The organism is Barnesiella sp. WM24 (assembly GCF_004570975.1).
Lineage (GTDB): Bacteria > Bacteroidota > Bacteroidia > Bacteroidales > Muribaculaceae > Muribaculum.
In genome coordinates this window covers 69,648-88,692 of record NZ_SPPC01000001.1, presented here as the reverse complement: position 1 = coordinate 88,692, position 19,045 = coordinate 69,648, and the positions used below count along the sequence as shown (strand labels likewise).

The window sequence follows — 19,045 nt, the reverse complement described above, 5'->3', positions numbered from 1 at the left end:
GATTGCACTATACTCATATATATTTTCTATTCCACACTTGAAAATTGAGCCACATGCCTGTGATTAGGTCTGTGGCTCAAAACTTTTTACCCCGTAATGTTATTATAATATAAATGATGTCAATTCATCAGGTATTAACATTATGCTGATATCCCGTCGCCCCTATACATTTGACCGGGTAGTGCGTTTGGTCATCTCGCTTGCCGTAATCGCCGGTTTTGTGTGGCTTGTCAACATCCTGAAGGATGTATTGCTGCCATTCTGTCTGGCGTGTCTGCTCGCCTATATGCTTGAGCCTGCTGTCGAGTTCAACCGTAAGCTGCTTCATTTTAAACGGCGCATAGTCCCGGTGTTCATCACCCTGTTGGAAGTGACGCTTCTTGTAGGGCTGCTGTGCTACTTCTTTGTGCCGTCGGTGCTTGACGAGATTCATCAGATGTCGGAGCTTATCAACAAGTATTCCGACAAGGATATTACCTCGCGGCTTATCCCGAAGGCGCTTCATGAGTATGTAAGCGTTCATTTCGACATCGATGACCTGACCCGTTACTTCGACGGGCAGCACATGATGACAATACTTGACCGGGGCACTTCGTTTATCTCGCGTTCTGTGGGAGTGCTGATGCATGCGGTCGAGTGGCTGCTGACATTCATTTATGTGATTTTTATCCTGATTGACTACCCGCAGCTGATGAGAGGATTCCGGCTGCTTGTGCCTCCGCGCTTCCGTCCGGTAGCCTATAAGGTGGGCGACGACATAAAAGACAGCATGAACAAGTATTTCCGCGGACAGGCGCTTATAGCCCTCTGCGCCGCGGTGTTCTACTGCATAGGTTTCTCGATAGTGGGCATCCCGCTCGCGATAGTGCTCGGTATCCTTGTCGGCATTCTTTACCTGATTCCTTACTTCCAGTATGTCACGCTTATACCCGTTGCGGCTGTATGCTTCATCGACTCGCTCGGTGGGGCTGTAGGCTTCTTTCCGGAGTTTGGGAAATGTCTGCTTGTGTATGTTGTCAGTCAGTGTATATGTGACTATATCCTTACACCGAGGATTATGGGAAAGGCACTGGGCCTTAACCCGGCTATAATCCTGCTGTCGCTTTCAGTGTGGGGTACGTTGCTCGGACTCATAGGCATGATAATCGCCCTCCCGCTGACAACACTCCTCATCTCCTACTATGAGCAATATGTCATCAACCGCGCCCCGGCTTCTGTTGAAGAAAAGAACGTCGGCGGCGACATGACCTTGAATAATAGCTGAGCCTGTCCTCAGTATCAGAATGTCGCCGGTCTCGCTATTGGTGGGTGAGGTCGCGGAATATGTCGAGAGCGGTTTTGATTTCGTCTTCCGACGCGGTGCAGTCGATGTGTATTTCGCCTATGCCGCCGAGAAGGGTGAAGTTAATGTCGGAGTCGACATTTTTTTTGTCGTGATGCATAAGCTCAAGCAGTTCGGGATAATCTTCGCAGGTTATCGGGAATGAGCCGTAATTTTCGTAGATATAAGCGGCAAATCGCTGTAGCTCTGCCGACGGGAATCCGGTTTTCATGTGGCTCAGCACGAGTTCTGTCACGCAACCCCATGCCACGGCAAAGCCGTGGGGGACGGGCGATTCACGGCGCATGGCGAGGCTTTCAAACGCGTGTCCTATTGTGTGCCCGAGATTTAGCGCCCTGCGTATGCCATGTTCATGCGGGTCTTCTTCGACAATACGGCGTTTTACCATGACCGACTCTTTCAGAAGGTCAAGAAGGCGCGCGGGGTCGGCGTCTTCTATGCGATAGCCGAGCAAACGGTCATAGTTGTCGCGATTGTCGATGAGGCCATGTTTCAGCATTTCAGCATATCCTGAGTGGAGTTCTTCTACCGGCAAGGTGGAGAGATAGCAGGTCGAGATGATTACGGCATCGGCCTCGTTGAACACTCCGATTTCATTTTTTAGTCCATTGAAATTTATGCCTGTCTTGCCGCCTACCGCAGCGTCGACGGCAGAGAGCAGGGTGGTGGGGATATTGATGAAGCGTATGCCACGCTTGAATGTCGAGGCGGCAAATCCGCCCATGTCGGTGACCATTCCGCCTCCGAGGTTTATCATCAGTGACTTGCGGTTGGCTCCGCCTTCCTGTAGTGCTGTCCAGATGTCGGCAAGCGAGGTGAGGTTCTTATTGACATCTCCGGGCTTGACCGTGATGATTTTTGCTCCCGAAAGGGTTGATGACTTGTCGAGAAGCAGCGGCAACACGTGGCGGCGTGTGTTCTCATCGACAATGATAAATGTGAGTGGATGCCCGGCATCGGTTATCAGTTTGTCAAGAGCTTCGGCTACTTCGTTGGTAAACAGTAAGTCCTGATGTTTCATAGCGTGAGTGTGGATTAGTTAGATTGACATATTGAACGGATTTATAAGTTTGCCGATGTTGTCGGCGAGTGCCTCCATAGAAGGGTAGACTATATCGGCTCCGGCATCAAGGAGAGCCTGTTCCGGAATGGGTCCGGTAGTCACTCCGATCGTAAATGCACCTGAGGCTGCTCCCGCCATGACGCCAAGCGGCGCGTTGTCAATGGCGATGCTGTTTTCGGCATTGACCCCTGCAAGTTGCATGCCTTTCAGAAATGGTTCGGGATGAGGCTTCCCCTTGGTGACATCATGCCCGGTCACACGCATCCCTTCAGGGAATGCACCCGGATAGTCTTTGTCAAGGCGGCTGAGGAGAGTGTTTTGTCCGGAGCCTGTCACGAGCACGGTGGTGAGCCTGCGGTCAAGCAGCTCCTTTACCATCCGTTGCGCTCCCGGCATAGGCGCTACAGGAGGCATTTCGCTAAACAATACGGTCTTGCGGCGGTAAAGCTCCTTTGCCTCTTCAGGCGATGCATCGTGACCATAGGCGCGGCGGAATATTATGTTGATGGTGTCGACACCGGTTCTTCCTTCATACATGAAAAATTCGTCATGGTCGCAGTCGATGCCGAGCTCGGAAATCATGCGATACCATGCGTCGGCATGGTGTCCCATCGAGTCATATAGAGTGCCGTCCATGTCAATGAGCGCGGCGGCAGGAGCGAAGCTCATAAGCCCGTTGCGCTCCATATAGTTTATTATAGCTTGCTGTTCAGTCATTTCTTCTTCTTTTTCTTGTCTTTATTCTCGTCGGTGGCTGCGGCCGGTTCCGGTTGTGGTGGTGCCGGAAGCAGTCCTTGATTGATAAACATTACCGAGTCTTCGTGAGAGATGGTGTCGCCCCTCTCGTCAAAGCTGACAGTCTCGGGCCGCTTTTCCGGCTTGATTGCACCAAGACGGGCGTTGCGTGCCCCGCGACGGAACACATTGTCAATCTCTTTGAGCAGGTTGATGCGCGTGGTGTCGACAATAGCTATTGTCTCGCCGGCTTTGTCGGGCTTATATTTGGACTTTCCAAGGTGCACTTTCATCTTGTCGGCATTGCCCGACAGGTTTATGCCGAATTTAAACGGTATCGGAGATTTCAGCACCGATACGTGATACTTGAAATTCATGGCGAGGTCGTTGGAGCCCATTACCGCAAGTCTGTAACGGTCGAAGTCAAATACAAACGGGAAAAGCTCAAGTCTTGAATCCTCGACAAGCATCTCGACATTCATGTGGGGTATGACGTTGGTCTTCTTGTCTTTGAACATCAGCCACTTTGAAATGGTGCGGAATGTCTCCGCGTCAAGCAGCACCAGGTCTTTGCCTTCAAGTTTCACTGCGGCATTGAGCGACGGCAGGTCGATGTCCATCATCGAGTCTATGCGAGCTGTCGCAGCAACGTCGGCGTTTATTCGCCCTTCAAATGATTGGAGCAGTGGCATCAGGGAGTCCACCGCCGGCATCATGCCGATAAATTCCTTTATATGGATGTCGTTCAGTTCAAGTCCAAATCCGAAGCGCATGTCTTTTTTAGTAGGCGCGGTGTAAAGGGCGGTGAATTTGGCGTCGCCGATACCCGACTTTGCCGACAGCTCGCGTAGATTCACCGCTCCGTCCTTGACAAAGAGTTCACCGGCAAAATCTGACATATACATGTCGGAGTATATGATATTGTTGGCGTTCATCTGTATTTCGGCATCGATATTTACAGGTACAAGCAGCGCAGCCGTCATCCCTTCGGCGGCAACAGAGTCGGCGAGGTTGTCAAGCTCCTTTTCCGAGTCGACAGCCGCAAGCTTGACAGAGCCGTCCTTGATTTTTTCTGCAAATGCCGCTCCGTTATATGAAGCCTGTACAAGTTCGTTTACATTAATGGTGTCGCTCTTGACGGTGAGGCTCACTTTTAACGGGCGTCCCGAGGTAAGTGCGCGTCTCATGTTGCGTATGTCGCCGTTAATGGTGAAGTCGGAACTGCCAGCCTGATATTTCAAGCCGTTCAGGACAACGCTGTCGGTCGAAAATTTCATGTCGACATTGCTCAGCCGGTTGCGCACGGGGAAGTAGGGCGTGAACATTCTGCCACGCTCCGCTGTGACCGAACCAGACACATCCCATTTGCGTAGCAGTCTTTTGGTGGCATTGTCGACGCCGAAGTCGACCACGTCATATTGCGACATGGCTTCCTGCGACCGTCGGGGCATCATCCCGCGCATAATTCCAATTACGGAGTCGGGTGAGGCTCCCGGATGAAGGGCGGCTATGGAGTCGTAGCGCTGTTTGAGCCTCCGGTTAATCGGCTTTACGGGTCGCATGTGGGCTGTGAGGTTGACATTGCCTTTCCTCAATATAAGGCGGTTCATCGAGTCGGCATAGGCGATGAATCCTATTCCGGCGCCGAGATTCATGAGCGGCAGTCTTGCCTGTTGCTCAAAGCGGCGTAATGACGAGGTGACATACAGGTCGCGTGCGTAGACGCGTGTCGAGTCGGGGTCGGAGTAGCGCAGACGGGCTATTCTTATTGTTCCGCCTATCGGGTTTATCGCTGTAGTATCGGCCGACGATGCTTTGTTGGAACATCCGATTCCTCCTTTCAGGTCGCGTAAGTTGACCTTGATGCCCTCGATGTCCATAGCAAGGGTGTCGATGCTGAGTGATGCGGTGAGCAGGGAGTCGACACGGATTTTGTCATTGACAAACCCCTCGTTTGTGCCAAGTTTGAAGCATCCTTTGCGCGTATAAAGCTCTACGCCAAGCTCTGCCGATGATAATCCGAAATCTGACAGGTCAAGGTCACCGTTGAGCTGTAGCTTGTGAAACTGCTTGGGAGTCAGATTGCTCAATCTAAATCTTGCGTCAGTGTCAAGTTGCAATTTACCTTTGACCGAACCCGGGATTATCGACAGCAGCGACTTTGGAAGCCGTGCAAAATTTACATCGGCATTGACATGCCCTTTTATCGCGGGGTCGCTCAGTAATGACGTCACGTCGCCTGTTGCCTTAACGTTAACGCCGTCGCCGCCGACCGATAGCTCTGATAGCTTGACGACAGACGCGTCAGGATTGTCGCCGTTGACAGCGGCTTCGGCAGTAAGCCTGATGTGATTAAATTCATATCCCTCGTAAGTCGCGCTGCACTGTGGCACGGTAACCGTCGCGTCAATCCACGGCAGTCCCTTGCTGTCAAGCGGATAGCTACGGGTGAGAGTCATGGCTATGTCGGCAGCCATGTCGGTGGATATACCGGGCATTGCCGGACGCCATTGCTCCGGCAGCATGCCGATTGTCTCCAGTATAGGCATCCGGTCAATGTTGACGTTCAATTCATCGACAGTGACCGCTGTCCCTAAAGAGATTGCTGCGTTTATGACCGCGTTGACCGGATTTATGGCTAAAGTGAAGTCTTTAAAAATAAATCTGTCGTTAGGGTGATGTTCCCACTCTATTTTTCCGTCGACAGCAAGACTCAGTGAGTCGATACTTACGTCGGGCGGTAGCAGCGCTGCAATCGAGCTGTTCAGTTGCAATCGGTAGGCAGGGTTTTCCGACGAAATAACATCTGACCGCAACAGGGTGACCCCTATATCGATGCTGTCGGCGACTGAAACATATCTTAACGGCAGGGAGTCGGTTATTGTAAACCTGTTGATGGATATGTCGGGAAACGCCGACGACTCTTTTTCCTCTTCTTTGCCCGGGGCTACGATATTATAGTTTGCCGTGGCGCTATCATAAGCCACTGCATTTACGCTTGAGCCGGAAAGCTCGACATCGTGCAGGCTTATTTTACCGCCAAGAAGGGCAAGTACATTGATGCCACCGCGGAAATGTCCTATATCGGCAAGCGTGTCGGCATATACGGGCAGCTTCTCCCGGCTTTCATGAGGCAATGACTTGAAAGCGTTGCTTTTCACTGTCAGGGAATCGAGGTCTATATATAATGTGGGAAATGTCTTCCAGAAGGTAAGCTCAGCACGTGACAGCGACACTTCCGCGTCAAGACTCTTGTTGGCTATGTCGGTCACGATGGGCGTGAGCCTCTGCGGCGTGAGTATCCACACCGCAATAGAGATGACAGCTATCAGGATTGCCGCAACTATGCCGATGGCATATGCCACACACCTGACTATTTTCAAGGGCATACTTTTTTGCTTTTTTTCTTCACTCATGATTGATGCTCTTTAGGCTTTCTTGCCGTTATGTGAAAGCAACCTTGCTTACGTTCATATTTTATAAAGCATTTTTCTTCGTCACGAATCTGCTTCAGCACTTCCCCAAGCAGATTTTTCAGGTCTTCCTGTGTGCGTGGCACAGTCACTGAGTCGCAGATAAACTTGGCATAGCTTATGTCAAAAGTGGTGCCATACCTGTGGGCTGACTCCTGTGTCGCGTTTATGTTGCGTCGACGCAGCTTTTTTACCGCGCCTTCCGTGCGTAACACACTTGTCACTTTCAGCCTGTAGTCGCCACCGCCTCTGGCTTCAAGGGAGTCGTTGAACCGCTTCCCGATCTCTTTTAGCAGGTCGGCGGCTTCCGGGATGAGATAAGGCACAGAGTGGGTGAGATTGTCTACATAATATTCCCGGCAGCTTTCTATGCGTTTTACATTGCGCTTTACTTTCCACGCTTTCGCCGCTCCGTCGATAGGGTCGATGCCGATAGCTTTTGCCTCGGCGAGATGGATGTGGTTACTGTCGTTGAACACACGTGCAAGCGATCCTCCGATAGGGTTGATTTTCATTTTTATGCAGCCACCGTCGGGCATCGAGTCAAAGTGAGAGAAGTAATCAGTGTTTTCTGCCGTTGCTGTCTCGATGGCTTCAGCCGCATCGGTGCGCGAGCAGCTGCATCCTTCGATTGACATAATCACGGGAGCTAAAACGAGCATGCAAGCAAAGATTGATTTCATCAATAAAAATGTGTAATATATAAATTAAGGTGTAAAATTAATGAATTGTCGGCTAACGGCAAAAAAACAGACGGCATTACTTATCTCAAGCTCTGCCGTCCTTCCATTCATGAGAAATCTATCTACTATTATATGATGGATTCTGTAGAATGTTCAGAATTTAATAAAGTGAGTTGTATCAACATTTGGTTTGTATAATTTCATGACGCAAGTATAGTGATTTTGATTTTATTTGCATAATAAAAAGCGGCGAAATTTCAAAAAGATGTTGTAAAACATATTTTTCTCGCGAGCGCCTTTGCGTGACTTTTGTCGGGTTGGGACCGTTACAGGCCTCTGAAAAAAAATCTAATATGCCGGTTATGGAAAAATTTCCTTAATCCTTGTGGCAGTAAGCAAAAAGTCTTAAATTTGCATGGTGAACAATAGCTACAATAAAATTCATTAATATATTAATTTCTAATTTCAAAACTACTATGTGGTTAACAAGCTCATCTATAGGGCGTAAATTGGTCATGGCCATCACAGGTGCATGCCTCGTCCTATTCGTTACTTTTCACTGCTTGATGAACGCGGTAGCAATCGTGTATCCGTCGGCTTACAACGTGATATGCGAGTTTCTCGGAGCCAACTGGTATGCGCTGGTTGCTTCTCTGGGTCTTGCCGCGCTTTTCATCGTGCACATTATCTATGCTGTTTGGCTGACTTTGCAGAACCGCAAGGCACGTGGTAACGACCGTTACAATGTGTCAAAGAAGCCCGCGACAGTAGAGTGGTCGTCTCAAAACATGCTCGTGCTCGGAATTGTGATTCTTGCATTCCTTGTCGTACACATGATTCAGTTCTGGGCAAAGATGCAGCTTCAGGAAATCCGTGGCGTAGAGAGCGTGCTTCCTCCCTCGATGGGTACCCTGTTCATTCAGGAGGCGTTCTCTTGTGTATGGACTCCGATTGTCTACATCATCGGTTTCATTGCTTTGTGGTTTCACATGAACCATGGCTTCTGGTCAATGTTCCAGTCAGCAGGATGGAATAACATCACCTGGCTTCCGCGCCTTAAATCCATCGCTTGCTGGTGGACTTCGATTGTGGTGTTGCTCTTCATCGCGCAGGCTATCGTGTTTACCGTAAACGCCAACAACGATTTCTACAAAAAGGACGCTACACTCCGCGACCAGTATAAGGAAGTGATGGGCGATGCAGTAGGTATTCCCGTTGACCGCTTCAAATATGACGAGTTCTCTTCTACCGTACGTGAGCACAACTCTCAGCTCAAGGCTCTCCTCGGCGAGCCTCAGCAGGCTATGCAGATGGGTGTCACCGAAGAGTGGCTTAACAACGAGATTGCACGCTTCGAGCCTGTAGTCAGCCTGCTTGACTATCTTGAAGGTACACCTGCGGAAACTAATGTTCAACCTGAAAATTAATTTGCGATATGGATTTAACTAAAGAAAACGTAAAAGTGATGAATCCGGCTGATTCCAAAATCCCGGAAGGTCCTATCGCTGAGAAATGGACCAACTACAAGGCTCACCAGAAGCTTGTAAACCCTGCCAACAAGCGTCGTCTTGACATTATTGTTGTAGGTACAGGTCTTGCAGGTGCGTCGGCTGCGTCATCTCTTGCCGAGATGGGTTTCAATGTACTTAACTTCTGCATTCAGGACTCTCCCCGTCGCGCTCACTCGATTGCAGCGCAGGGTGGTATTAACGCGGCAAAGAATTACCAGAATGACGGTGACTCTGTATATCGTTTGTTCTATGACACTGTTAAGGGTGGTGACTATCGTGCCCGCGAGGCAAATGTCTACCGTCTTGCCGAGGTGTCTAACAATATAATTGACCAGTGTGTGGCTCAGGGCGTTCCCTTCGCTCGCGAATACGGAGGTCTGCTTGCCAACCGTTCATTCGGTGGCGCACAGGTGTCTCGTACTTTCTATGCAAAGGGTCAGACCGGTCAGCAGCTCCTTCTCGGCGCTTACTCTTCTCTCAACCGCCAGATTAACCTCGGAAAGGTGAAGAGCTACAACCGCTATGAGATGCATGACGTGGTTATGATTGACGGAAGAGCACGCGGTATTATCGCCAAAAATCTTGTGACCGGTAAGTTTGAGCGCTTCGCCGCCCACGCTGTGGTTATCGCCACCGGTGGATATGGAAACGCTTACTTCCTGTCGACCAACGCTATGGGATGTAACTGTAGCGCGGCTATGGCTTGCTACCGCAAGGGCGCATATTTCGCTAATCCCGCTTACGTACAGATTCACCCCACCTGTATCCCCGTGCATGGCGACCAGCAGTCAAAGCTTACCCTCATGTCAGAGTCGCTTCGTAACGACGGTCGTATCTGGGTTCCCAAGAAGCTTGAGGATGCAAAGAAGCTTCAGTCGGGTGAAATCAAGGGCTCTGACATCCCCGAAGAAGACCGCGACTACTATCTTGAGCGTCGTTATCCGGCATTCGGTAATCTCGTGCCCCGTGACGTTGCTTCACGTGCTGCCAAGGAGCGTTGCGACAAGGGGTTTGGCGTGAACAACACCGGTCTTGCCGTGTTCCTTGACTTCAGCGATGCAATCAACCGTCTTGGAATCGACACAGTGCGTCAGCGCTATGGCAACCTCTTTGACATGTATGAAGAAATCACCGACGTCAACCCCGGAGAGGTGGGTCGTGAAATCAACGGCGAGGTTTATTACAACCCGATGATGATTTTCCCCGCTATCCACTACACTATGGGTGGTATCTGGGTAGACTACGAGCTTCAGACTTCACTGAAGGGTCTTTTCGCAATTGGTGAATGTAACTTCTCTGACCACGGTGCCAACCGTCTTGGTGCGTCTGCGCTCATGCAGGGTCTTGCCGACGGTTACTTCGTGCTTCCCTATACAATCCAGAACTATCTCTCTGACCAGATTACAGTGCCCCGTTTCTCTACCGACACTCCGGAATTTGACGAGGCTGAGAAGAAGTGTGTTGAGGCTCAGGAAAACTTCCTGAAGATTCAGGGTAAACGCTCTGTTGACTCAATCCACAAGGAACTCGGTCACATCATGTGGGAGTATGTAGGTATGGGTCGCACCAAGGAAGGTCTTACCACCGCACTTGAGAAGCTCAAAAACCTCCGCAAGGAATTCCAGACCAATCTTTATGTGCCCGGTACAGCCGACGGCATGAACATCGAGCTTGACAAGGCATTCCGTCTTAATGACTTTATCACTATGGGCGAGCTCGTTGCTTACGATGCTCTTAACCGTAACGAAAGCTGCGGCGGTCACTTCCGCGAAGAATATCAGACTGAGGAAGGCGAGGCTAAGCGCGATGACCAGAATTACTTCTACGTATCGTGCTGGGACTATCAGGGAAGCGACGACAAGGCTCCGGAACTTATCAAAGAGCCGCTTCACTATGAGGCTATCAAGGTTCAGACCCGTAACTATAAGTCGTAATTTTTCACATCACTAAGAAAAGTAAACTCAAATGGCAAATATAACTGTTCAACTTAAGGTGTGGCGTCAAGCCGGACCGAAGGAAAAAGGCGAGTTCAAGACTTATACGGTTGAGACTGATACCGATACCTCTTTCCTTGAAACTCTTGACATACTCAATGAGCAACTCGTGGCTAATCACGAGGAGCCGGTAGCCTTCGACCATGACTGTCGTGAGGGTATCTGCGGTATGTGTTCTCTTTACATCAACGGACATCCCCACGGTCCCGCTACCGGAGCCACTACATGTCAGCTCTACATGCGTCGCTTCCAGGATGGCGAGGTAATCACGGTTGAGCCTTGGCGTTCGGCTGCGTTCCCCGTAATCAAGGACCTTATGGTAGACCGCAACGCGTTTGACAAGATTCAGCAGGCAGGCGGTTACGTGTCGTTTAATTGTGGAGGCGCACAGGATGCCAACAGTCTTCCTATCTCTAAGATTAATGCTGACCTCGCGATGGATGCAGCTACCTGCATCGGCTGCGGTGCGTGTGTGGCAGCTTGTAAGAACGGCTCGGCAATGCTCTTTGTCTCTGCAAAGGTAAGCCAGTTTGCTCTCCTTCCCCAGGGTCAGGTAGAGCGTGCGCGTCGTGCCCGTGCTATGGTGAAGAAGATGGATGAACTCGGATTCGGTAACTGTACCAATACAGGTGCATGTGCGGCAGAATGTCCGAAAAACATCTCTCTGAGCAACATAGCCCGTCTTAACCGCGAGTTTATCAAGGCAAAGATTAAAGACTGATATCTATATCTATAGGATAATACAATGGCGTGTGGGCGATATGACCCGCACGCCATTGTCGTTTTTTGCCGGAAATGTGTGTTCCGGGGATTGTTCCGGGGATTCCCAGGGATTCCCGGGGATTGCGGCGCGATGTGTATTTTTTTGTTAATTTTATTTTGTGTATTATGGCGATTGACGTAATTTTGTACCAATAATAAATTAATATAAGCTATCATCAGGCAATGAAATTTTCACCTAACAGTATCTGGCTGTCTACCAGGGATTATGTCATAATCGTTTTGGGACTTCTTATATACGCGTTCGGCTTCTGTGCGTTTGTGCTCCCTGAAAAAGTGGTTATCGGCGGTCTTGTGGGTCTCGGCTCGATTGTTTACTTCCTTACCGGAATTCCTGTTGCTATAACCTCTTACGGATGTAACCTTGCCCTTCTTGCTATCGCCTATAAAGTTGTCGGCAAGCAGTTTGTCATACGTACTATATTCGGTGCTACGGTTATCAACCTTTTTATAGGTATCATGCAGCCTATGTTTCCGGAACCGCTCATTGCGCAGCAGACTTTCATGAACATAATCATTGGCGCTATGATGTGTGGTGTCGGCATCGGACTGGCATTTACCCATAACGGCTCTACCGGCGGCACAGACATTATCGCTGCGATGGTGTCGAAACACAGTAACGTGTCAATCGGGCGCATGATGATTTATTGTGACTTTATCATTATCTCGTCAAGCTTCCTGATATTCCACCAGATTGATAATGTGGTATATGGTCTTGTGGTTACTTTTCTTGCCTCTTTTATGGCTGACCAGATTATTAACACCACTCGCCAGGCTGTGCAGTTTACTATAATTTCATCTCATTGGGAAAAGATTGCCGATGCTATCAACAATGAGGCAAGGCGCGGATGTACTGTGCTTGAAGGCATGGGGTGGTATTCAAAACATCCTGTCAAGGTGCTTCTGGTCATGTGCCGTAAGATTGAATCAGTCACGATATTCCGTATCGTAAAGTCGATAGATAAGGATGCCTTTATCACGCAGGCCAATGTGAATGGTGTCTACGGGCAGGGATTTGACATGGTTAAACTGAAGATGAAAGACGGCAAACTTGCTGAAAATGGAGAAAAACTTGACCGTCCTTCACCGGCAGTGCCTCATGAAGGGAAGGAATAAGCCTCATTAAGACTTTTTATAGATTGTAACCCCATTAAAATTAAGGTTTTTTTGCGTTTATTGCCGGAGATTTGCTAACTTTGCAGCCTGCAATTTTAGAGGATCGGGAGTTGCCGATCATTACGAATAATCGCTAAAAGCTATACTATATAGATAATTATGAAGCTATTACAAGCTAAACTTGACAAGTATCAAGAGCCGCAGAAAGCCAAGGCTTTAGGCATTTATCCTTATTTCCGTGCAATATCAAGTGAACAGGATCCGGAAGTTATCATCAACGGCAGAAAGGTGTTGATGTTCGGGTCAAACTGCTATACCGGTCTCGTAAATCATCCTAAGGTAAAAGAGGCTGCTATCGAGGCTATTAAGAAATATGGTACCGGATGTGCCGGCTCTCCGTTTCTTAACGGTACACTTGACATCCATAAGGAGCTTGAGGCTCGTCTCGCGGCTTACGTCGGCAAGGAGGATGCAATGATATATTCTACCGGATTTGAAGTGAACCTCGGTGTCGTTTCGACTCTTACAGGCAGGGAAGACTATATCCTCTTTGACGAGCAGGATCATGCTTCGATTATTGACGGTCGCCGTCTCTCTTTCTCCCAGGCGTTGAAGTACAAGCACAACGACATGGAGTCGCTTGAGGCTCAGTTGAAGAAGTGTGACCCCGATAAGGTGAAACTGATTGTGACTGACGGCGTGTTCTCAATGGAGGGCGATGTCTGCAATCTTCCCGAGATTGTGCGCCTTGCAAAGCAGTATGACGCTACTGTCATGGTCGATGAGGCTCACGGTATAGGTGTGTTCGGCAAGGGTGGTCGCGGCGTGTGTGACCATTTTGGACTGACTGACGACGTTGACCTTATTATGGGTACATTCAGCAAGTCGTTTGCTTCGCTTGGCGGTTTCATTGCTACCGATAAGGAGATTACCAACTATCTGCGTCATCACTCTCGCTCTTATATCTTTACCGCATCAATCACTCCGGCATCGACTGCGGCTGTAATGGCGGCGCTTGACATCATGGAGAGTGAGCCTGAAATCCAGGATCACCTTTGGGAGCTGACCAACTTTGCTCTTGATGGATTCCGTGAGATGGGATGTGAGATCGGTAATACCTCGACTCCTATCATCCCTCTGTTTGTAAGGGATAATAACAAGACATTTGCCATTACTCACGACTTGCTTGAAGACGGCATATTTGTGAATCCTGTGGTTTCTCCGGCTGTGGCTCCTCACGATACCCTTATTCGTTTCAGCCTAATGTCTACTCACACCAAAGAGCAGGTTGAGACAGCTTTGGAGAAGATTCAGAAGGTATTTAAGAAATATGGCATATTGAATTAAGGAAAAAATATAATATTATTTTGCAGGAGCTGCGCCGGAAATTGGTGCGGCTCCTTTTCTTTTTAGGCATGTCGCCCGGCAGCGCTTTCTGTGGCAGTTGGCTTCTTTATATATTATAATATAGTATAGGAGGTGCTGTGAAAGTAGGGTAGATGGGGTGTTTTCTGAGGATTATATGCAAATTAATGAATTTTAGGGAAAATAATTTTGGTAGTTTCGATACTATTTCTAATTTTGTAATGATTATAAAATTAGAGAGATTCAATATATGGAAAAGATGAGACGCGCAACAGAATATCTGCAGATGCATGGCGTAAGGCCATCGGCTCAGCGTATAGCTGTGACACGTTTCATGATTGATAATCCTGTACACCCCTCGGCTGAAGTAATCTATGATGCGCTTGTAAAAGAGATGCCTACATTGTCGCTTGCCACGGTATATAATACGCTTCGCGTGCTTGTCGGCACAGGTGCGGTTACGATGTTGAATGTGGATTCGCGTAATGCGCGTTATGATCTGGCGCTTACCCCTCATGCCCATTTCTTCTGCCGCAAGTGTGGCTCGCTTTTCGATGTGCCTCTTCGCGATGAGATTGCCGTGTCGCTTAGCTCCGATGATTCGGGCTTCAGTGTTGAGGGAGTTGATTTGTGCTTTAAGGGATTGTGTGGCGACTGTAGCTCTTCCCGCAAAGAGATGAGTTTGACTGATATTAATGACCAAAATTAAATAAATTCGTATAACTATCTAAAATTTAAGAAAAATGGCAAAGAAATTTATTTGTACTGTATGTGGATATGTTCATGAAGGTAACGAAGCTCCTGAGAAGTGCCCCGTTTGTGGCGCTCCCGCAAGCAAGTTCAAAGAACTTGATGAGACTGCCGACCTTGTATTTGTGACCGAGCACGAAATCGGTTCTGCAAAGGGCTGCGACGAGGAGATGATTAAGGACCTTACCGCCCACTTCAACGGCGAATGTGGCGAAGTAGGAATGTATCTTGCCATGTCTCGTCAGGCTGACCGCGAAGGCTATCCCGAAATCGCTGAGGCTTTCAAGCGTTACGCATTTGAAGAGGCTGAGCATGCTGCCAAGTTTGCTGAACTGCTCGGCGAGGTTGTATGGGATACCAAGACTAACCTTGAAAAGCGCATGGCTGCTGAGGCAGGTGCCAACGAGGACAAGATGCGTATCGCACGTCGCGCAAAGGAGCTCGGACACGATGCAATCCACGATACGGTTCATGAAATGGCTAAGGACGAGGCTCGTCACGGACAGGGCTTCCAGGGTCTTTACAACCGTTTCTTCAAGAAATAATAATCATAATTCCATGATGCTTGACGGCATGCTCTTTGCAGGGTGTGCCGTCATTTTTTTTATATGGAGGTTAGCCCCGATGTGTATAGCAAGGGTGGGGATTTGGATATAAAAAAGGAGCTGTGCCTTATTTGACACAACTCCATTGTAATCTTTAAGTAAACTTGCGGTTACTTGCGGATACCAAGCTCCTTCTGAGCGATGATAGCGCGGTAGCGGTTGATGTCCTTCTTGATAAGGTAGTCAAGAAGGCGGCGACGCTTACCTACCAAAGCTTTAAGAGCACGCGCAGTAGTATAATCTTTGTGATTTGACTTGAGGTGTTCAGTCAAATGAGCAATACGAACCGAGAATAATGCTATCTGAGCTTCAGGTGAGCCAGTATCAGTCTTGCCCTTACCGTATTTCTCAAAGATGTTTACTTTTTCTTCAGAATTTAGGTGCATTCTTAATGAAATTAAAAAGTTAATAAATATACAATTGCTCTAAAGAGCGCACAAAGTTAGTGAATATCCTTGACATGGCAAAGCCTTAGTCAAGGTTTTTGTCTTTTGACGGATTGCGGAAATGGATTTTACCTTCGATATACTCCTGAGTTGCGATAAGAGTGGGCTTGGGGAGTTTTTCGTAGTAACGTGAAATCTCGATTTGCTCACGGTTTTCTGAAATTTCCTCAAGGTTGTCATTGAGAGAGGCAAACTCCTGGAGCTTTTTCTCAAGGTCATGTTTCATTTCTCCGGCAATCTGGTTGGCGCGCTTTGCGATAATGCAAACGGTTTCGTAGATATTACCGGTGTCCTGCGACATCTTGGTGAGGTCGCGGGTTGTGGTTGTGAGAGGTGCGTTGGATTTCTTGTAGTCCATTATATTAATAATTTATTCGTTTACGTATTTGCTGGCAATCTTCATGATGTTGTCGGCTTCCTTTCGGTTGTGGGTGTCGGGGTAGTTGTTGATGAATGAGTAGTATTCATCGACGACTTCGCGGAAGCGGTCGGCTTTCTTCTCTTCCACGCTCTGTGCCGCCTCCTGGTAGCGCGACTTGAGGATTAGCATTTCAAGCTCTTCCTTGTATTTTGAATATGGATATGCCTTTATGGCGTTACGGGCGACGATTACCGCCGACTCGTAGTTGTTGCCCATGTAGTTGCCAAGATTGTAATATAGCTGAGCGTTCTGCAGCTCTTTTAGTGTCAGCTTGTCCTGTAGCTCGAATATGGCATTTTGTGCCACTGGCACTTTGTCGCTCTTGGGGAAGTAGTCCAGAAAAGCCTGAAGCTCCTCGATGGCCTTTATTGTGCCGCTCTGGTCGAGCTGAGGCTCGGGAGAGTCAAGATACCATCCGTAGCCTGAATAAAAGCGTGCCATTTCTGCATATTTCCCTTTCGGATATCGTGTATAATAGGTGTGGAAATATGCCGATGAATTTATGTAATCCTTGTTTTCATACAGACTGAGGCCGAGCAGATACAGCGACTCCTCGGCGTTTCTGGTGCCTTTCATCGTCGCCACGATGTCCTGAAGCACGGTTGCCGCCTGGGTGTATTTCTTCTGGTCAAAAGCCTTGCGGGCGTAAGCAAGCTTCGCCTCGTTGTCATTGCTTTTCAAGATGCGGTTATACTCGCCACATGACGACATGACGGATAGCATCAGCAGTGAAAGTGATATATAAATGTATTTACGCATATATGCAGTCGAATATTCAAGCTGCAAAGTTAATAATAAATCGCGTGATATGATAAAAAACGGGCGATTTTTTGATTGAAATCCTGTTTTAACTCAATTTGACCTACAATTTTGTATGTTAGCAACCCTTATTTCGCCTTTTTTAATTAATTTTGCGCTTGATTGGTGGAGTGTTGCATAGCGTGACACATCCGATTAACTAAAATTTGATATAGTGGAAGAAACATCAAAACAAAATAAAAGGAACTTTATAAAAGATCATCCGATACTGTTTAATTTTCTGCTGATATTGCTTGCCGGCTGTGGCGTGATATGGATAACCCTTATATGGCTTGACATATGGACCGAGCACGGCAAATATGAAGTGGTCCCGAATATAAAAGGACTTTCGTATGAGCAGGCGGCTACAGCGCTGCGTACGGCAGGACTTGAACCGGAGCTTTCCGATTCGATATATGATGACAAGACGCGTCCCGGTACAGTCATTGAGCAGTCGCCGAGAGCCAATACCAAAGTGAAGCCTAACCGCACGGTGTATCTTACCGTTATCGCTTTTACGCCCAAGATGATTTCTGTGCCCGATCTTGCCGACATGTCGCTGCGACAGGCACGCTCGACTCTTGAGGGGCTTGGCGTGAAGAATATCAAGGAGCAATACGTGGCAAGCGAGTACCGCGATCTTGTCCTCGCCGTCAAGTTTAACGGCGTCACGTTGCGGCCCGGAGCGCGCATTCCCTCTTCTGCGACTGTGACTCTTGAGGTGGGGCAGGGCATTGCCAATGAAGATGACAGCATGAGTGTCGCTGAGGCTATCCTTGGCGATGAAGAGGCTGCCGAGCTTGACATCAACTAATGGACCGGCTTATCATGGAAAAGGATGTGAACATGTCAGAAAGCCTGTATGAAGGTTGTCCCGACGGTCTCGCGATCGACGGTGATGATGCTGAAGATGACGGCAACGGGCTTTACGAGCATTTCCGGTTTGTAGCCGACAAGGGACAGCAGCTTCTGCGCGTCGACAAGTTTCTGGTGGCACGCCTCGAAAAGTCGTCGCGCAACCGCGTCCAGCAGGCTGCCGTTGCCGGCTGTATACTTGTCAATGGCAAGCCGGTAAAGTCCAATTACAGGGTCAAGCCCCTTGATGTGGTGACTGTGGTGATGGACCGCCCTCGTTATGAACTTGAAATCATCGCTGAAGACATACCGCTTGATATCGTATATGAGGATGAGCACCTGCTTGTCGTCAATAAGCCTGCCGGGCTTGTGGTGCATCCGGGACACGGCAACTATCATGGCACACTTGTCAACGCTCTTGCATGGCATTTCAAAGATAATCCGGAATATGATGTCAACGACCCGCGCATGGGGCTTGTGCATCGAATAGATAAAGATACATCGGGACTGCTTGTCGTGGCGAAGACCCCCGACGCAAAGACTCATCTTGGGAAGCAGTTTTTTAACAAGACTACAAAGAGGGAATATGTCGCGGTCGTGTGGGGACGCCCCGACCCTGCCGACGGCAGGATTGAAGGCAATATCGGCAGAAGCCTGAAAGACAGGCTGCAGATGGCGGTCTTTCCCGACGGCGAGTATGGCAAACATGCCGTGACCCATTATTACACGATTGAGCCGCTTGGCTATGTGACGGTAGTGAAGTGTGTGCTTGAGACCGGTCGCACCCATCAGATACGTGTCCATATGAAACATATCGGACATCCCTTGTTTAATGACGCGCGTTATGGGGGTGACGAGGTGTTGCGCGGCACTACTTCGTCAAAATACAGGCAGTTTATCGCAAACAGTTTTGCCGTGTGTCCCCGTCAGGCGCTTCATGCGCGCACTCTCGGCTTTGTGCATCCGGCTACAGGTGAAGAGATGTTTTTCACCGCCCCCATTCCCGATGACATGACTTCGCTGATAGAGCGCTGGCGCAAATACAATGATAATGACAGACTCTGATATCTGGACCAAATAGATTTAACCGTTGAATTTAATTAAATTA

Annotated in this window: 16 protein-coding genes and 1 pseudogene; 10 read left to right on the top strand and 7 right to left on the bottom strand. The window is 48.7% G+C overall.

Features of this window, described 5'->3' with window-relative positions:
• The first annotated feature begins 142 nt into the window (after positions 1 to 142).
• A complete protein-coding gene (locus E4T81_RS00370; protein WP_135040425.1) occupies positions 143 to 1,264 on the top strand; it encodes an AI-2E family transporter in 1,122 nt (373 codons plus the stop codon).
• 34 nt (positions 1,265 to 1,298) lie between these two features.
• On the opposite strand, the gene aroB is transcribed toward E4T81_RS00370, so the two are convergent.
• From aroB to E4T81_RS00350, 4 genes are read right to left on the bottom strand one after another with little or no spacing between them, the layout of a single operon-like run.
• Positions 1,299 to 2,363 (bottom strand): 3-dehydroquinate synthase, encoded by a 1,065-nt coding sequence (aroB, locus tag E4T81_RS00365; RefSeq protein ID WP_135040423.1) that lies wholly within the window; start codon positions 2,361 to 2,363, stop codon positions 1,299 to 1,301.
• Between the two features lie 18 nt (positions 2,364 to 2,381).
• Complete coding sequence (locus E4T81_RS00360; RefSeq protein WP_135040421.1) at positions 2,382 to 3,122, bottom strand: HAD family phosphatase; 741 nt, start codon at positions 3,120 to 3,122, stop codon at positions 2,382 to 2,384.
• Entirely contained in the window at positions 3,119 to 6,556 is a 3,438-nt protein-coding gene (locus tag E4T81_RS00355) for a hypothetical protein (protein WP_135040419.1), read from the bottom strand. The genes E4T81_RS00360 and E4T81_RS00355 overlap by 4 nt, the downstream gene beginning before the upstream one ends.
• A complete protein-coding gene (locus E4T81_RS00350; RefSeq protein ID WP_135040417.1) occupies positions 6,553 to 7,296 on the bottom strand; it encodes a DUF5715 family protein in 744 nt (247 codons plus the stop codon). Before E4T81_RS00350 ends, E4T81_RS00355 begins: the two co-directional genes overlap by 4 nt.
• 476 nt (positions 7,297 to 7,772) lie before the next feature.
• On the opposite strand from E4T81_RS00350, the pseudogene E4T81_RS00345 reads away from it, so the two are divergent.
• The 7 genes and pseudogenes from E4T81_RS00345 to E4T81_RS00315 all read left to right on the top strand — a co-directional run.
• A pseudogene (locus E4T81_RS00345) lies at positions 7,773 to 8,432 on the top strand (succinate dehydrogenase cytochrome b subunit); the annotation flags it as partial.
• 329 nt (positions 8,433 to 8,761) lie between these two features.
• Complete coding sequence (locus E4T81_RS00340) at positions 8,762 to 10,741, top strand: fumarate reductase/succinate dehydrogenase flavoprotein subunit (RefSeq protein ID WP_135040857.1); 1,980 nt, start codon at positions 8,762 to 8,764, stop codon at positions 10,739 to 10,741.
• A 31-nt stretch (positions 10,742 to 10,772) separates the two neighbouring features.
• Entirely contained in the window at positions 10,773 to 11,522 is a 750-nt protein-coding gene (locus tag E4T81_RS00335; RefSeq protein ID WP_135040413.1) for a succinate dehydrogenase/fumarate reductase iron-sulfur subunit, read from the top strand.
• A gap of 224 nt (positions 11,523 to 11,746) precedes the next feature.
• On the top strand, positions 11,747 to 12,697 hold the full coding sequence (locus E4T81_RS00330; RefSeq protein WP_135040411.1) for a YitT family protein: 951 nt from the start codon (positions 11,747 to 11,749) through the stop codon (positions 12,695 to 12,697).
• A gap of 159 nt (positions 12,698 to 12,856) precedes the next feature.
• Entirely contained in the window at positions 12,857 to 14,044 is a 1,188-nt protein-coding gene (locus E4T81_RS00325; protein ID WP_135040408.1) for a pyridoxal phosphate-dependent aminotransferase family protein, read from the top strand.
• A 268-nt stretch (positions 14,045 to 14,312) separates the two neighbouring features.
• On the top strand, positions 14,313 to 14,771 hold the full coding sequence (locus tag E4T81_RS00320; RefSeq protein ID WP_135040405.1) for a Fur family transcriptional regulator: 459 nt from the start codon (positions 14,313 to 14,315) through the stop codon (positions 14,769 to 14,771).
• Positions 14,772 to 14,805: 34 nt separating this feature from the next.
• Positions 14,806 to 15,357, top strand: a complete 552-nt coding sequence (locus E4T81_RS00315; RefSeq protein ID WP_135040403.1) for an NADH peroxidase — start codon at positions 14,806 to 14,808, stop codon at positions 15,355 to 15,357.
• A gap of 170 nt (positions 15,358 to 15,527) precedes the next feature.
• On the opposite strand, the gene rpsO is transcribed toward E4T81_RS00315, so the two are convergent.
• The 3 genes from rpsO to E4T81_RS00300 form a co-directional block, all read right to left on the bottom strand.
• Positions 15,528 to 15,803 carry a 30S ribosomal protein S15 gene (rpsO, locus tag E4T81_RS00310; protein WP_135040401.1) on the bottom strand — a complete coding sequence of 92 codons (276 nt, stop codon included), beginning with the start codon at positions 15,801 to 15,803 and terminating at the stop codon, positions 15,528 to 15,530.
• A gap of 85 nt (positions 15,804 to 15,888) precedes the next feature.
• A complete protein-coding gene (locus E4T81_RS00305; RefSeq protein WP_135040399.1) occupies positions 15,889 to 16,221 on the bottom strand; it encodes a DNA-directed RNA polymerase subunit omega in 333 nt (110 codons plus the stop codon).
• Positions 16,222 to 16,233: 12 nt separating this feature from the next.
• Positions 16,234 to 17,043, bottom strand: coding sequence for an outer membrane protein assembly factor BamD (locus E4T81_RS00300; protein WP_135040397.1), 810 nt, complete (start codon positions 17,041 to 17,043; stop codon positions 16,234 to 16,236).
• 214 nt (positions 17,044 to 17,257) lie between these two features.
• Between E4T81_RS00300 and E4T81_RS00295 the strand changes: the two genes are divergently transcribed.
• Together E4T81_RS00295 and E4T81_RS00290 are read left to right on the top strand one after the other, a co-directional pair.
• Entirely contained in the window at positions 17,258 to 17,896 is a 639-nt protein-coding gene (locus E4T81_RS00295; RefSeq protein WP_135040395.1) for a PASTA domain-containing protein, read from the top strand.
• Positions 17,897 to 17,928: 32 nt separating this feature from the next.
• The gene (locus tag E4T81_RS00290; RefSeq protein ID WP_135040856.1) at positions 17,929 to 19,002 is read left to right on the top strand and encodes an RluA family pseudouridine synthase; all 1,074 of its coding nucleotides are present in this window, start codon (positions 17,929 to 17,931) and stop codon (positions 19,000 to 19,002) included.
• Positions 19,003 to 19,045 lie beyond the last annotated feature (43 nt).